Annotated in this window: 11 protein-coding genes; 1 reads left to right on the plus strand and 10 read right to left on the minus strand. The window is 66.9% G+C overall.

Going from position 1 to position 15,050, the window contains the following annotated elements; translation table 11 throughout:
* Positions 1–9 precede the first annotated feature (9 nt).
* Together RSE14_RS13485 and RSE14_RS13490 are read right to left on the minus strand one after the other, a co-directional pair.
* Complete coding sequence (locus RSE14_RS13485) at positions 10–891, minus strand: hypothetical protein (protein WP_324074472.1); 882 nt, start codon at positions 889–891, stop codon at positions 10–12.
* The gene (locus RSE14_RS13490; protein ID WP_324076931.1) at positions 891–3,419 is read right to left on the minus strand and encodes a cyclic nucleotide-binding domain-containing protein; all 2,529 of its coding nucleotides are present in this window, start codon (positions 3,417–3,419) and stop codon (positions 891–893) included. The genes RSE14_RS13485 and RSE14_RS13490 overlap by 1 nt, the downstream gene beginning before the upstream one ends.
* Positions 3,420–3,540: 121 nt before the next feature.
* On the opposite strand from RSE14_RS13490, the gene RSE14_RS13495 reads away from it, so the two are divergent.
* Entirely contained in the window at positions 3,541–4,491 is a 951-nt protein-coding gene (locus RSE14_RS13495; protein ID WP_324074474.1) for a tetratricopeptide repeat protein, read from the plus strand.
* A 12-nt stretch (positions 4,492–4,503) separates the two neighbouring features.
* Here the strand turns inward: RSE14_RS13495 and RSE14_RS13500 are convergent, their stop codons facing one another.
* The 8 genes from RSE14_RS13500 to ccoG all read right to left on the minus strand — a co-directional run bounded on the left by RSE14_RS13500 (position 4,504) and on the right by ccoG (position 15,039).
* On the minus strand, positions 4,504–7,491 hold the full coding sequence (locus RSE14_RS13500; protein WP_324074476.1) for a CHAT domain-containing tetratricopeptide repeat protein: 2,988 nt from the start codon (positions 7,489–7,491) through the stop codon (positions 4,504–4,506).
* 194 nt (positions 7,492–7,685) lie between these two features.
* Positions 7,686–9,041 carry an NADP-specific glutamate dehydrogenase gene (gdhA, locus tag RSE14_RS13505; RefSeq protein ID WP_324074479.1) on the minus strand — a complete coding sequence of 452 codons (1,356 nt, stop codon included), beginning with the start codon at positions 9,039–9,041 and terminating at the stop codon, positions 7,686–7,688.
* Between the two features lie 128 nt (positions 9,042–9,169).
* A complete protein-coding gene (gene hemN / locus RSE14_RS13510; RefSeq protein ID WP_324074481.1) occupies positions 9,170–10,480 on the minus strand; it encodes an oxygen-independent coproporphyrinogen III oxidase in 1,311 nt (436 codons plus the stop codon).
* A 150-nt stretch (positions 10,481–10,630) separates the two neighbouring features.
* Positions 10,631–10,861 carry a hypothetical protein gene (locus RSE14_RS13515; RefSeq protein WP_324074483.1) on the minus strand — a complete coding sequence of 77 codons (231 nt, stop codon included), beginning with the start codon at positions 10,859–10,861 and terminating at the stop codon, positions 10,631–10,633.
* Entirely contained in the window at positions 10,858–11,004 is a 147-nt protein-coding gene (gene ccoS, locus RSE14_RS13520; protein ID WP_324074486.1) for a cbb3-type cytochrome oxidase assembly protein CcoS, read from the minus strand. The genes RSE14_RS13515 and ccoS overlap by 4 nt, the downstream gene beginning before the upstream one ends.
* Positions 11,001–13,139, minus strand: a complete 2,139-nt coding sequence (locus tag RSE14_RS13525) for a heavy metal translocating P-type ATPase (protein WP_324074488.1) — start codon at positions 13,137–13,139, stop codon at positions 11,001–11,003. Before RSE14_RS13525 ends, ccoS begins: the two co-directional genes overlap by 4 nt.
* Complete coding sequence (locus RSE14_RS13530) at positions 13,136–13,591, minus strand: FixH family protein (protein WP_324074489.1); 456 nt, start codon at positions 13,589–13,591, stop codon at positions 13,136–13,138. Before RSE14_RS13530 ends, RSE14_RS13525 begins: the two co-directional genes overlap by 4 nt.
* On the minus strand, positions 13,591–15,039 hold the full coding sequence (gene ccoG / locus RSE14_RS13535) for a cytochrome c oxidase accessory protein CcoG (protein WP_324076932.1): 1,449 nt from the start codon (positions 15,037–15,039) through the stop codon (positions 13,591–13,593). Before ccoG ends, RSE14_RS13530 begins: the two co-directional genes overlap by 1 nt.
* Positions 15,040–15,050 lie beyond the last annotated feature (11 nt).

Here is a 15,050-nt window from a genome sequence, read left to right on the forward strand (position 1 = left end):
GCTGCCTCCTCACCAATAGAAGAACACGGAGATGACATGCGCGGTCAGCGCAGCGATCAGGGCGATGGTGAGCGGCACATGGATGTAGAGCCAGATTTCCAGCATCGCACGGATGCGCAATGCGCCGCGGATCTGGGCAAGCTGTTCGCTGCGCTTTTCGAGCAGCCCGGCAACCCGTTCCCGCGCTTCGCCGCCGCCGCCCATGCCCGCCAGCGCGCGGGCTGTGGCGCAGCCGGGATAGCGGGCCGTCAGCCGCGCGATCAGCCCACCGGCAAACACGTCCTGCCCCAGCGCTTCGATAACCAGATCGGCCTCGGCCCGGCCCAGCGGCTGGGCGGCGCTTTCCAGCTGGCGCTCGATCGCGGTCAGCGCGTCGAGCATCTGCTTGCGCGTCATTTCCTTGCGGTTGGCCGAAAGGCTCTGCGGCAGGGTGGCATAGACCACCACGCCGTAGATGCCGGTGGCGATCACCAGCAGCATCAGCACATAGGCGAGGGTGTGGACGTTCCAGCCGATCTGGAAACCGGTGTGGAGCGTTCCGATGACCACCAGCGACAGGCCGAGATAGACATGGGCGCTGGTCCACGCCTTGAGGCTCCATGCGCCCGGATTGATGCGCCGCTTGCGCACCCCCAGCAGCGACAGCCAGATGATGAGGCCAAAGCCGATCGTGCCGAGCGTGTAGCCATACCAGCTGCCGCCATTGGGGCGGGGCTGCTGATCGATCAAGAGATAGCCCGCCGCCGCCGTGACGCACAGCGCCAGCGCGATCCATGCCCAGCGGAAGCCCTTGTGCTTCAGGAAGCTGACGTGATCGGAATCGCGCCGCTTTTCGTCCTGGCTGAAGCGCCCGGTGCCCCCGATTTTGCCGTCTGGTGCCTTGCTCGCCATTACTCGGCGTCCTCGGCAAGCTTGGTGAAGGTCAGGAACTTGTCGGGCGATACGCGGATGGCCGCGCCCGTCGGGCAGGCGCGCACGCAGGCAGGGCCGCCGTCGATGCCGGAGCACATGTCGCACTTGATCGCCAGCTTGGCCTTGGCGACCCCTTCCTTCTCGGCCTCCTTCTTGCGCCAGCCATAGGGTGCCTCGCCCGGGCCGGGCCCCTTGCCGAACAGCATCCACTGGAGCAGGCTCGGCTTCTTGGGCGGCTTGGCGTCCATGCGGATCACGCCATAGGGGCAGTTGCGCTGGCAATTGCCGCAGCCGATGCAGGTCTCGTCGATGAAGACCTCGCCATCCGGGCCGCGCTTGATCGCATTGGGCGGGCAATCGGCCATGCAATGCGGATGCTCGCAGTGGCGGCATGACGTCGGCACGTGGAGGTGGGCATAGGTGCGCCCCGCCTCGCGGTCGAGGCGCGAGAGGCCGTCATGGCTGTCGGCGCAGGCCTTTTCGCAATTGTCGCAGCCCACGCACAGCTTTTCATCGATGAGGAGCACGTCGGTCGCCTCGCCGATGCCGTTGTCGACGAGGAACTGCGCGGTCTGCGAATAGAGATCGACCGCGCCGGAAAACTCGTCCTTGCGGCTTTCGATGAAGGCGTTGGTGGCGCGCCGTCCGGCCATGTCGGTCAGCGCACGTTCGCGCAGGCGCGGGTTCTTCTCGAGCAGCGCGAGAAAGCCTTCGCCCGGCAGGCGGATGACTTCGGACTTGATCGCGGCCTTCACCGTCGCGGTGCGGGTGCTGCCGTCGATCACCGCCATTTCCCCGAAATAGCTGCCCGCCGGCAGATAGGAGAGGAACACGGGACGATCGCCGATCGCCTTCTCGACGATCATCGATCCGCGGCGGATGATGTAGACATCCTTGTCGTCCGCGCCTTCGGTGACGATCACCTCGCCCGCGCGCTTTTCGAGCACCTGCGCGGCTTCCACCAGCGGCGCGACATCGTCGCGCGTCAGGCCCGATCCGAACATCTGCAGCAATTGCCGCTCGATCGAGATGCGTTCGATTGCTTTCTTGGCCGACGGCACCTGCGATTGCAGCTTCAGCGCAGCAAGGCGCGAGATTTCGACCACGACGGTGTCTTCCGCCGCCCGGATGGTTGCCCCGCGGCGGCGGCCCGAGATGAGGCCGACTTCGCCGAAGATCGATCCGGTCTCGATCGGAATGGTGATCGACGGGTCGGCCGGATTGACTTCCACCGCGACCGATCCGCTGGCGATCCCGAACAGCGATGATCCGGGCGCGTTGCGCTCGAAGATCACCTCGCCCTTGCGGAAGAAACGCGCGTCGGAATCGAGCATGAATTCGCGCATCTGCAGCGGGTTCATGCCGTTCAGGATCGACACATTGGCGCGCAGGAATTCGAGCCATTCATCGGTCGAGCGATTGCCCGGCAGGGCGGCGAACTTGGCAGCGATGATCGGCTCGTCCGCGGGTTTCAGCGCGGTATTGCCGTTGATGAACTCGATGACGTCATAGCCCTGGTTCATGCAGTGCTTGATCAGCGGATAGCCCGCCAGCGCGCCGATGACGAAGATGCCGGGCGCGGTCGATTCGAACACCGGCGACAATTTGGGGAAGGCGGTGCGATCATTGCTCGAAAATTCGATCCCGCATTCTTCCACGAAGGCGCGCGGCGGGGCCGAGCCGATGCGGGCGATGATCCGGTCGCACGGGATGCGGATTTCGCCGTCACGGGTGGTGAGCGTGATGAAGCCGGGTTCGATCGACTTGGTCTCGCTTTCGGTGCGGACCATCAGCTTGCCGGCTTCGTGATCGGCCATCAGCGTGCTGACGTTCGCCGCCTTGGCGGTGGGGAAATCGGTGCCGCGGTTGAGAATCGAGACGGTGTTGCGCTGTGCCGGATCCTCGGCAAGGCCGCGCGCGTTCTCGATCCCTGCATCGCCCGTGCCGACGATGATGATGTGCTCGTCGACATATTCGGCCGGATCATCGAGCTGGTACTGCACATGCGGCAGGTCCGCGCCCGGGCATCGCATCCGGTTGGGATTGCCCTGCGTGCCGATGGCGAGAATCACGTTCTCGGCCATCACCGTCTCGCCATTGGTCAGCTCGATCGCATAGGGCGGGGCGTGGCGCTGGATTTCGCGGGTGGTGGTGCTGCCGTCGCGGGCGCGAGAAACGAGCGTCTGCACCGAGCCGGGGATTGCATCGCCCGTGCCGCGGATCGCTTTCGCCTCGGCCATGTATTTGACGTTGACCTTGTGGCCTTCGATCTGCTCGTCCCAGGTGCCGAGGATCACCTCGCGCTTGCCCGCGTCGAAATCGATATCGGAGCGCAGCACCAGATTGCTGGGCGTCGCCATGACGTGCTTGCCCTTCTGGTACTTGTAGATCGTGTCGGAGAGGTGATCGGTCTTTTCGAGCAGGACATGGCTCAATCCCAGCGCCGCTGCACGCGCAGCCGCACTGAGTCCCGCAGGACCCGATCCGATGATCGCGACTTTGAACATCCCGCTCACCTATCCCCCCCCTTTGCGGATAGATCGCACCCCTGCCGCACACCATAATCAAAAGCGGCCCCGATGCCAGAGCGAATTGCCCGTTTTTGCGCGCGATGCTAGCGAAGGGCGCATGGGAACGACGGAACCATCCGCTCAGGGCGGATCATCGAAAGCGGGCTGGGTATTGCTGGGGGCGGCGCTGCTGCTGGCTGCGGGCTCGATCGGCTATAATGTCTACGAGGGGCAGGCGAGCGAAGAGGCTGCGCCAGCGGGCGAGGGCGGGGAGCCGAGCATCGAGCAATTGCGCGCTGCCGCCGAAGCCTCGACCAATGATGCAGGGCCGTGGAGCGACCTTGCTTTTGCCTATTTCCGCCAGGGCCAGTTCAAGGAAGCATCGGACGCCTATCGCCGCGCGGTGGAAATCGCGCCGGACGAGGCGGTGCTGTGGTCGGCGCTGGGCGAATCGCTGGTGATGGGGAGCGCGCGCGATCCGCTCCCGCCTGAAGCGCTCGCCGCTTTCGAGAAAGCCCTGTCGCTCGATCCGCAAGACCCGCGCTCGCGCTATTTCCTCGCCGTGAAGAAGGATATCGACAAGGATCACGAGGGCGCGATTGCCGCATGGCTCGATCTGCTCGCCGATACGCCGCAAGGCGCGCCGTGGGAGGCAGACCTTGTGCGCACGATCGAACAGGTCGGGCAGATGAACAAGATTGATGTCGCCGCCCGCCTTGCCAAGGCGCAGGAAGGGCGCGGCCCGGCGATCATCGCGCCGGGATCGGGCAGCGTCGCGGGCGATGCGGCCTCGCCCAATGTCCGCGGGCCGAGTGCGGCGGATGTCGCCGCGGCGAGCAGCATGAAGCCCTCCGAACAGCGCACCATGGCCGAAGGCATGGTCGCCCAGCTTGAGGAACGCCTCAAGACCCAGCCTAAGAACCCCGATGGCTGGGTGATGCTGATGAGGAGCCGCATGACGCTGGGCGAACCGGCCAAGGCCAAGGCCGCGCTCGATGCTGCGATCAAGGCGAATCCGGGCGATGCGGCGGAACTGAAGCGGCAGGCTGCCGCGCTGGGGATCAGCTAGGGCGGGCGGCGGTTACCGCCCGACGAACACGAACGGCGCCCATAGCGCCGGGTCGCGCAGTTCCCCATTCTGTCCGGACGCCATTGCCAGCATCGCGCGTTGCAGCGCCTCGGCAGGATCGCTGCCCTTGGCATAGCGGGTGAGCGTTCCGGTCGACAGCCGTGCCGCAACATCATCGCGCACGGCCCAGTGCGATACCAGCAAATTGCGCGCGCCGGCATGCAGGAAGGCCCGTGCCAGCCCGGCAAGGCCGCTGCCGTCGGTCCCCGATCCGGCCGCCGTGTTGCAGGCCGAAAGCACCACCCAGGCTCCGTCGAGGCGCAATGCCATGATTTCTTCCATGGTCAGCAGGCCGTCGCCGCCATCCGGGCCGCCTGGTGTCAGAACCAGCGCAGGCTCGTCCAGCCCGTCAAGCTCGCCTGCGACCAGACCATGGGTCGAGAGCGCCAACACATCGATGCTGGCCAGATCAGCGCTCAGCAGCGCGGCTTCGGTTGCCTCGGCACCGGTCAGGACGAGGCTTTGCCGCGCACCCAGCGCCTTTCCAAGGGCGACCAGTTCTCCCTCTGCGGCGGGTAGCGGCGGCAGATCGGCGAGCCGCAGCGCGTTCTCTGCCGAGCGGAACGGCCGCGCCCGCTCGGCGCTGGCCAGTTGCACCGCGGGGCTCTCCCCAAGGAGCGGCGCGCCCAGCGCCAGATAGCCGCGCAGGCGCGCCCGCGCGTCGGTCCGGCGCGGCTGGCGCAAGGTCGCGAGCGAAGGCAGCGTCACCAGCGTGTGATCCGCGATCAGCCAGCGGGGTCGCTCCGCCGTGCCGGCCGCCAGAACGCTCAGAGGCAATGACGAGAACACCCCACCTGCCGACACCAGCACGCGCTGCCGCTTGCCGATAACGCGGGCGATGGCATCGGGTAGCAGCAGCGCGCGCAATTCGGCACTGGCCGAAAAATCGAAGCTGCCCGGTTGCTCCAGCCCGGCGCGCAGATGGCGCACCAGCGCGGCGGCACGGCGGCCCGATTCATGCCGCACCACCGCCGCCTCGGTCCCGTTGGCCGCGATCACCACCAGCCCCTGCGGCCCCGGCGCGATCATCAGCAGCGCCTCGTCCCGTCCGAGCAGGGCCTGCGCCGCTTGGAGCGTCAGCCGCTCGGTCGCCTCGCTCTGGCCCAGCTCGGGCGCAACCTCGGCAAGCTGCCGCGCGGCCTGCTCGAACCGCTGCGCAGCTTGCGCCCGCTCGGCCTCCAGCGCCGCCAGCCGATCCGCCGGTGCCCCCAGCCCGGCCAGCCGCAATTGCCGGTCGAGCAGTGTCTGCAACGCCAAAGCGGCATCCTGCCGTTCGCGCAGCAGTGCGGCCTTGGCCGGATCAAGCGCAGCCATCCGCAAGGCGGCAGCCCGCGCTGTGATTCCGGCCGCGCCCTCGACCACCGGCTGCGCGAGGATGAAGGATTGCTCCACATCGCCCGCATGCGCGCTCGCCTCCAGCGCCCAGCCGAAGCCGCGGCGCAATTGCAGGTCGAGTCCGGAACGTCGCGCTCCGCCCGCCTCGAGCTCGCCGAGCCGCGTGTCGAGCCGCGCCGCCGCAGCCCGCGCGCGCGCAAGGCCGGCGGGGGCCTCTCCTGCCAGCGTCTCGAACAGGGACAGCCGCGCCTCGCCCACCAGAGCGGCGGTGTCGTCAGCCGCGCCGCTGCCCGATCGCAATTGCTGTGCGCGCTGCTGCACCATGCGCGCTGTGGCCGGATCGCCGGCCGCGGAAGCGGCGAGCGCGAGCCGGTCCTCGCCGTCGATCCGCTCGCGGTGGTGTGCAGGGAAGCGCGCAGTGCGAATGGCAGACACTCTGGTCAGTTCAGCATAGGCTTCGGCGGCATTGCCCCCTTCAAGCAAGGCCTGCGCCAGGCTGTCGCGGGCCAGCAACGCGCGGTCGGCTTCAGGACCGAGATCGCGCGTCATCTTTTCGGTTGCAGCGCGGGCCAGCGCCTCGGCCTCGGTGGTCTTGCCGTTCAGCGTCAGGATATGCGCGAGGGTCGCCAGATAGGTCAGCGTCTGCTGGCTCTCGCCGAAGCTGGCATAGGCGAGGTCGAGCCCCTTGCGGGCCACGCTTTCCGCCTCGTCAAGCCGGCCGAGATCGGCAAGCACGCGAGCAAGGGTGTTGAGGTTGACGGCCAGGAAGGGATGGCGCTCGGGAAGGAAGCCTTCGAGGATCGCCTGGGTCCGGCGCCCTTCCTCTGCGGCTTCCTCAAGCCGCCCGGAGGCATAGAGAAAGGTGACCAGATTGGCGAAATGCGGGGCGGCGTTGACCGGGATGGGGTCAAGCCTGCGGTTGATGGCGATCGCTTCGCGCACGCTGGCAATGGCGCGTTCGGTCTCGCCATTGCGGATCTGTGCATTGGCAAGGTTGGACCATGCGGCGGACAGCTCGGTGCCTGCCCGTGCGTTTTCTGGCTGCAGGCGGGCCTGCTCCAGCCGGTATTCCAGCACCTGCTCGCCCAGCTTAGTGGCCTTGTCGAAGGCGCTGAGCGTCAGATACATCACCACCTGCGCGTTGGCGACGAGCATTCGGCGCTGGCGCCATTGCGGTTCGTCCGGGCGCGCGGCGGTGGCGGCTTCAAGCACCGAGGCAACGCGTGCCAGCCGGACTTCGGCGCCGGCCACATCGCCTTGCAGATAATCGGCGGTGGCCAGTTCGGCTTCAAGCCAGGCCAGTTCGGGGTGATCGGCAGGAAACAGCGTCCGGCCATAGGCCAGCACGTCCTCGAACGCGCGGCGATAGGCCGCAGGATCGGCCCCCTCGTCGAGCGCATCGGCGGCGGCGAACATCGCATCGAGCCGTTCGCGCTGGGCGGCGGTGGGTCCGGATGTCGCAACCTGTGCGTAGGCGTGCTGGGGAATAGCCGCCGTGGCAAGCGCAAGGCTCGCGGCAAGTGCTGCCCAGCATGTGACCGTCCCTGCGGCGGCGCATCTGGCTCGCTTGCCGGACTTCGGCGGCGCGTCGTCTCCCTTGGCCATTCTTCCCCTCATGCCCAATTACCAGCACTTGCCGTCGCGACCCCGTTCTTGTCTCACTTGGCTTGCGCCAAAAGGCAACCGGTTAGCACCGCACCGGTGCCGCATCGCAAAGCAGCGCCTCCTCCCAAGGCAAAGGCCCCCGCGCTCAGGACAAGCGCGGGGGCCTTGTTTGTGCCGCTATGGCAGCGTCGTGATTACACCACCCCGAAGGCCAGCATTGCGTCGGCGACCTTCTTGAAGCCCGCGATATTCGCGCCCTTCACGTAGTCGATATAGCCGCCGCCCTGATTGCCGTACTGGATGCAGGAATTGTGGATGCCCGACATGATGTCCTTGAGCATCTGCTGCAATTCCTCCTCCTTCCACGAACGGCGTTCGGAGTTCTGGCTCATTTCGAGGCCGGAAACGGCAACGCCGCCTGCGTTCGAGGCCTTGCCCGGAGCGTAGAGGATCTTGTGGTGCTTGAAGGTGTGCACGCCGTCGAGGTCGGTCGGCATGTTGGCGCCTTCCGAGACTGCGCGGCAGCCATTGGCCACCAGCATCTTGGCATCCTCGCCCAGCAGTTCGTTCTGCGTGGCGCAGGGAAGCGCCACATCGCAGGGCACGCCCCACGGGGTCTTGCCCGCGTGGAAGGTCGCCTTGGGGAAGGCCTCGACATATTCCTCGATCCGGCCGCGGCGGTGGGTTTTGTGGGTCTTCACCCAGTCGATCTTTTCCTGGGTAATGCCGTCGGGATCATGGATGAACCCGCCCGAATCCGACAGGGTCAGCACCTTGCCGCCCAGCTGCACGATCTTTTCCGCCGCGTGGGTCGCAACGTTGCCCGAGCCCGAGATGACGGCGGTCTTGCCCTCAAGGTTCTCGCCCTTGGTGGCGAGCATGTTCTCGAGGAAATAGACCGCGCCATAGCCGGTCGCCTCGGTGCGGATCAGCGAGCCGCCCCATTCGAGGCCCTTGCCGGTCAGCACGCCGGTGAAGTTGTTGGTGATGCGCTTGTACTGGCCGAACATGAAGCCGATCTCGCGCCCGCCCACGCCGATATCGCCCGCAGGCACATCGATATCCGCGCCGATGTGGCGATAGAGCTCGGTCATGAAGGACTGGCAGAAGCGCATGATCTCGCGCACGCTCTTGCCCTTGGGATTGAAGTTCGAGCCGCCCTTGCCGCCGCCCATCGGCAGGCCGGTGAGCGCGTTCTTGAAGGTCTGCTCGAAGGCGAGGAACTTCAGCACCGATTCGGTCACCGAAGGGTGGAAGCGGATGCCGCCCTTGTAGGGGCCGATCGCGTTGTTGTTCTGGACGCGCCAGCCGCGCTGCACGCGGATGTTGCCGTTATCGTCCTCCCAGCACACGCGGAAAGAGACCACGCGGTCCGGCTCGGCAATGCGGCGCAGGATCTGCTGGGAGTGATACTCCTCCTTGTCCTGCATGAATTCGAAGATGTCTTCGGCCACTTCCTGAACGGCCTGGACGAATTCCGGCTGGTACGGATTGCGCTTCTTCACGCCCTCCATGAAGCCGTTCAAGTCGACGTGATCGTTAACTGCCATAATGATTCTCCCCCCAATGAATTGCTATGCCTATGCGACCGATAGAGACTCCGCTTGTCGATTTGCGGCAAACTATCTGCGCAAAGTGCAATTCCTGCAAGGCGCTTCGCAGGGGGGATGAATTTGTGTCAGATCGCCGAGCTGAAACGGCGCTGGGTGACGGCGCGATAGGCGTCGAACAGCGATGCGATGACACGGGCATAGGGCAGGCCGTCATGCGTGATTTGCAAGCGGCTGCCTGACAGCTTGGCGAGCCCGCGGGCGGTGAAGGGGGCGAGCCGCTCTTGCACTTCGCCGAGCAGGCGCGCGGGCAAATCGGCCTCGCTGCGGCACAACAGCGCCTCGATCACGCCGCCGCGCAAAGCATCCTCGGCCGAGCGGGCAAAGCCGTGGTTGGCCGACAGGCGCCCTTCGGCAGACAGGGTGCGGTAGCGGCCATTATGCTTGTCGTTCTGGGCGAAGAGGCCGGGAAAGCCGCTGATCGCGCTCGATCCCATGCCGATCAGCACATCTGCCGGATCATCGGTAAAGCCCTGGAAATTGCGGCGCAGCGCGCCTGCGCGGGTGACCTTGGCCATGCTGTCATGGGGCAAGGCGAAGTGATCAAAGCCGATCGCCTCGTAGCCGTGGCCGGTCAGCACGTCATGCGCCTGCCCTGCCATGGCAAAGCGTGCCTCAGCGCCGGGCAGAGCGTCCTCGGGGATCATCGTCTGGCGCGGCACCAGATGGGGCACATGGGCATAGCCAAACACCGCCACCCGGTCCGCGCCGAGCTTGCGCGTGTATTCGAGGCTTTCGGCGAGATCCTCCGCGGTCTGTTGCGGCAGGCCATACATCAGATCGAAGTTCAGCGAGGTCACCCCGCCGCTGCGCAGCCAGTCGATGCTCCGGCAGATCATGGCGGTGGACTGCTCGCGGCCGATCGCCTTCTGGCAATGGGGCGCGAAGGTCTGCACCCCCATGCTGGCGCGGGTGATCCCGGCAGTGCGCGCCACGTGGCTCCATTCGGGGGTGAGGCTGCGCGGATCGAGCTCGATCGACCATTCGGGATCGTATAGGGGAAAATGGGCGTGGAGCGCGTCCACCAGCGCGAGAAATTCCTGCGGCTCGATCGCGTTGGGGCTGCCTCCACCAAATGCGATGCGCCGCACCTGTGCACCCTGCGGCAGGAGGCTGGCGACCGTGGCGAGTTCCTGATGCAGCGCGGCAAGATAGGTCTCCACCCGCGCGCGCTTGCCCGATGCCCCGGTGTTGCAGCCGCAGTAGAAGCAGATCTTCTCGCAGAAGGGGATGTGGAGATAGAGCGAGACGTCGCCGACGGCGCCCGCGATGGCGCGTTCGATGGTGCCTTCTTCAAGCTCCCCGAAATCGGCGGCGGTGGGATAGCTGGTGTAACGCGGCACCGGCTGGGCGAGGAGGTCTGGGTGATAGGTCCACATTGTTTTCGAGCGCTCCTTCGTCGCGGCAGACCTCCCGCCCCGCCTCCCCACCCGGCCACCAGTAGTACCACTATGTTATGGTGGCCGGGTGGGGAGGCGGGGCGGGAGGTCTGCGGTTCGCGCCAGCGAACCCTCGATAAGGCAACGCCGTCAGGCGTCTTTGCGCGAGATCAATTTGGCGCGCTTGTCATCGCGGCAGGTGCCCGCGTGGCAGCCCTTGGGGTGGCAGCGGCCGTCATCTGCGGGCGCTTCCTTTTCGAGCGGGATCGTAAGCGTGCCGCCGCCACACAGCCTCGCGGTGATCGTCTCGCGCGCCATCGGCAGCGGACCGATCATCACCGGCACCAGTGCGGCGAGCGCCAGCGGGAGAGCGGCGCTCACAGCTCGTCCTCCTCGATCAGGATGCGGCTCGCAGCCCCGTCCATGTCTTCATATTGCCCGTCGCGCATCGACCAGAAGAAGGCGGCAAGACCCATCAGGCCCATGCCCAGCGCAATCGGGATGAGGAGCGCAAGACCGGTCATGCGCGTGCCCCGTCACGTGTGCTTCGCGCAAGGCGCAGCGAATTGGCGACCACCACCAGCGAACTCACCGACATGGCAATCGCCGCCACCAGCGGGGTGACGAGGCCCGCCAGCGCCAGCGGCACGGCGAGCAGGTTGTAGGCAATCGAGAAGGCGAAGTTCTGGCGCACGATCCGCATCGTTTGCCTCGCCACCCGCACCGCCAGCGCAACCGGCATCAGCCCTTCGCCGATGAACACTGCGTCGGCCGCCTGCTGGCTTGCATCCGACGCCGTGCCGGGCGCGATCGAGGCGTGGGCGGCGGCGAGCGCGGGGCCATCATTGAGGCCGTCCCCCACCATCAGCGGGCGGTGGCCCCTGGCCTTCAAGCCCTCCAGCACGGCAAGCTTTGCCGTGGGGCTCGCCTCGCCCCGCGCTTCAAGCCCGAGCCTTGCGGCGAGGTCCGCAACCGGCGCGGCGCGATCGCCCGAAAGGATCGAGGCCGGCAGGCCCAGGGTGCGCAAGGCCGCAACGGTCTCTGCCGCATCGGTGCGCAGCGGATCGGCAAAGGTAATGGTCTGCGCCGCGCCGCCGAGCCGCAGGCGCGTGGCAAGACTTGCGCCTGCATCCTCCGGCCGCTCCAGCGCAACCGCCATGCCCTGCCAGCGCCCCGCCAGACCCGCCCCGCCGATCTCCTCCACATCCGTGACGGGAGCGGGGATGACCCCCTCGGCCCGCAAGCTGTCGGCAAGCCCTCGGCTCAGCGGGTGGCGGCTGGTCTGGGCAAGGCCAAGCGCGACGCTGCGCGCCTGAGGGTCAAGCCCGCGCACATCGGCGCGCGGGGTGCCGAGGGTCAGCGTGCCGGTCTTGTCGAGCAGCGCGATGTCGCATTCGGCGAGGCGTTCGAGCGCGCTGCCGTCCTTCACCAAGAGCCCGCGCTTCATCAGCGCGCCCGATGCCACCACCTGCGTGGCGGGCACGGCAAGGCCCATGGCGCAGGGGCAGGTGATGATCAGCACCGCAATCGCGATGGTGAGCGAGGCGTGCCAGCCCGCGCCTGCCACCATCCATCCCGCAAAGGCGAGCGCGGCAAGGCTGTGCACGGCCGGCGCATAGAGCCGCGAGGCGCGATCCGCGATCCGCACATAGGTGCTGCGCGATTGCCCCGCTTCGTCCATCGCCCGCGCGATTTCGGCGAGCGCGGTATCCTCGGCCACATTGGTGAGGCGCACCCGCAGCGGGCTGGCGAGATTGATCGCGCCTGCATGGACGATGCTTCCCGGCCCCACGCTCTGGGGCGCGCTCTCGCCGGTGAGCATCGCATTGTCGAGCGCGCCTGCGCCTTCCACCACCTCGCCATCGGCGGCGAGCGCCTCTCCGGCGGCGACCAGCACCAGCATTCCGGGAGCAAGATCCTTGGCCGCCACCCGGCGGGTGGTGCCATCCGGGCCGATCACGCTCGCGCTCTTGCCCATCCGGCCCAGCAGCGCGCCGATGCCCGCACGCGTCCTGTCACGCATCGCGGCATCGAGCGTGCGGCCTGCGAGGAGGAAGAACAGCAGCATCACCGCAGAATCGAAGAAGGCGTGCTCCCCGCCGGTGATCGTCTCGTAGAGGCTGAGGCAGGTGGCCAGAATCACGCCGATCGAAATCGGCACATCCATGTTGGTGCGCCGGTGCGACAGCGCCATCCATGCGCTGGCAAAGAACGGGCGACCCGAATAGGCGATCACCGGCAGCGCGATCAGCGCCGAGAGCCAGTGGAACAGGCCCCGCGTCGCCCCGTCCGCGCCCGACCAGACGCTGACCGAGAGCAGCATCACATTCATCATCCCGAAGCCCGCGACGCCCAGCGCCCGCGTCAGGCGCTTGCGTTCGGCATCGTCGGCACCCAGCGGATTGTCGGCGACGGGCTGCGCTTCGAAGCCCAGATCGCGCAGGGCTGCCACCAGCGCATCCTCGCCCAGCGCCGGATCATGGCTCAAGGCCACCCGCTTGGCCGAAAGATTGGCGCGGGCAGCGGCAATGCCGGGAGTCTTAAGCAATTCGCGCTCGATTTTGCCGATGCAGCCGGCGCATTTCATTCCCGGCACAGTCAGCCGCGTGGTGGCGAGCGGGGTGGCCTCAACGGCTTCGAGAAGAGCGGGCGCGTTCACCGGATTTCGCTTTCTCCGGCCCATTCCTGGCCGCCTGCGCGGATTGCGATGCGCAGCTGCCAGCGTCCCGGAGCGAGCGGTTCGGTCGAGACCCAGCGGCCCACACCGTCCACAGCAAAGGTCAGCGCGGCATCCTCGCGCAGCCCCAGCGGTCGTTCTGCCCATGCGGTGATTGTCGCACCCGCAGGCACGCCGGTGGTGATCAGCACCAGCCGCCCGTCGGCCTGCCGCTGCGGCGCGGCCTGCCAGCCCAGCGCCTTCGAGGCGGCGGCCTTGTCCAGCCAGCCGTTGTAGCTCTGGCTGGCGACATAGGAATTATCGACCACCGTGCCGTGGAAGCTCTCCACCGCAAGGCTCGCCATGGCGATATTGACCGCGATGACAATGCCGAAGCCGGTCACGAAAATCGCTGCCACCTGCCGGCCGCCAATGGGTTTGCGGGCCTTTTGCATCAATCATCCTCCGGCATGGCAAATGTGGTTTGCTGGGTATCGGTTTCGGCCTGCGCGTCACGCGCGGTGAGGCGGAAGGCGAAGGCAAGGCCATCATCATCGTCCTCATCGCTTTGCACGCCGGGGGGCAGCATCACATAGGTGCGCAGCACGCGGGTTTCGTTGGCGGGAACGGTGATGGTCTGTGCCGGTGCTGCCGCTTCCATCGCGAGGCTATCGGTCCACATCACCGCGCCTTTCGGCAGGCCTTCCAGCGCCACCTCCATGTCGCGCGGGCGGGCCTCCATGTTGCGCAGGCGCAAGGTGTAGGCATTGCGCACCGATCCGTCCTTCATCAGCATGAAAGGCGGGTTGCGATCGGGCGAGACGGTGAGATCGGTGTGGCTGCGGGTGCCGAGTGCAAACAGCAGCCCTGCGCCGATTGCGCCCCACACGCCGAAATAGATGAACGTCCGCGGCCGCATCAGCGCCTTCCACGCCGGCTGGGCGGGCGCGCCGCCGGCTTCGGCCTTGCACTGGTCGAGCGTGGCATAGTCGATCAGCCCGCGGGGGCGTCCGGTCTCGCGCATCACCCGGTCGCAGGCATCGATGCACAACCCGCAGGTGATGCAGCCGATCTGCTGGCCTTCGCGGATGTCGACCCCGGTGGGGCACACCGCCACGCACAGCTGGCAATCGATGCAATCGCCGTATTGGCCCGGGTTCTTCGCCGCCTTCTTGAGGCTGCCGCGCTGCTCGCCGCGCCAGTCCTTGTAGGTGACGATCAGCGATTTCTCGTCGAGCATCGCGGTCTGGATGCGCGGCCAGGGGCACATGTAGATGCACACCTGTTCGCGCATGAAACCGCCCAGCCAGAAGGTGGTGCCGGTGAGGATGGCGGCGGTGGCATAGGCGACCGGCGCCGCCTCTCCGCGCCAGAATTCGTAGGTGAGCGTCGGTGCGTCGGCGAAATACATGATCCACGCGCCGCCGGTCCAGAAGGAGACGACGAGGTAGACGCTCCACTTGGCAAGGCGGCGGGCGGTCTTGGCGGCGGTCCAGGGCGCTGCATCAAGGCGGACGCGGGCATTGCGATCACCGTCGAAGAAGCGGTCGATATGCTGGAACAGGTCGGTCCACACGGTCTGGGGGCAGGCATAGCCGCACCACGCCCGGCCCACTGCGCTGGTGACGAGAAACAGGCCGATCCCGGCCATGATGAGGAGGCCTGCGACGAAGTAGAATTCGTGCGGCCAGATCTCGATGTCGAACATGTAGAAGCGGCGGTGGGCGAGATCGACCAGCACCGCCTGATCGGGGGCATAGGGCCCGCGATCCCAGCGGATCCACGGCGTGATGTAATAGATCGCCAGCGTGACGAGCATCACCAGCCACTTGAAGCGCCGGAAGGGCCCGTCGATGCGCTTGTTGTGGACCGTGTGTCCCTTTTCATAGAGCGCTGCGCCCATGAACCCCGTGT

Origin of the sequence: Erythrobacter sp. (genome assembly GCF_035194505.1) — a bacterium.
Lineage (GTDB): Bacteria > Pseudomonadota > Alphaproteobacteria > Sphingomonadales > Sphingomonadaceae > Erythrobacter.

What these genes read in the sequence shown, in the direction of transcription:
- RSE14_RS13500 (WP_324074476.1), bottom strand. Translation starts at nt 7,491, where the DNA reads ATGGCCAAGGGAGACGACGCGCCGCCGAAGTCCGGCAAGCGAGCCAGA.
- RSE14_RS13485 (WP_324074472.1), bottom strand. Translation starts at nt 891, where the DNA reads ATGGCGAGCAAGGCACCAGACGGCAAAATCGGGGGCACCGGGCGCTTC.
- gdhA (WP_324074479.1), bottom strand. Translation starts at nt 9,041, where the DNA reads ATGGCAGTTAACGATCACGTCGACTTGAACGGCTTCATGGAGGGCGTG.
- RSE14_RS13495 (WP_324074474.1), top strand. Translation starts at nt 3,541, where the DNA reads ATGGGAACGACGGAACCATCCGCTCAGGGCGGATCATCGAAAGCGGGC.
- ccoS (WP_324074486.1), bottom strand. Translation starts at nt 11,004, where the DNA reads ATGACCGGTCTTGCGCTCCTCATCCCGATTGCGCTGGGCATGGGCCTG.
- hemN (WP_324074481.1), bottom strand. Translation starts at nt 10,480, where the DNA reads ATGTGGACCTATCACCCAGACCTCCTCGCCCAGCCGGTGCCGCGTTAC.
- RSE14_RS13530 (WP_324074489.1), bottom strand. Translation starts at nt 13,591, where the DNA reads ATGCAAAAGGCCCGCAAACCCATTGGCGGCCGGCAGGTGGCAGCGATT.
- ccoG (WP_324076932.1), bottom strand. Translation starts at nt 15,039, where the DNA reads ATGGGCGCAGCGCTCTATGAAAAGGGACACACGGTCCACAACAAGCGC.
- RSE14_RS13490 (WP_324076931.1), bottom strand. Translation starts at nt 3,419, where the DNA reads ATGTTCAAAGTCGCGATCATCGGATCGGGTCCTGCGGGACTCAGTGCG.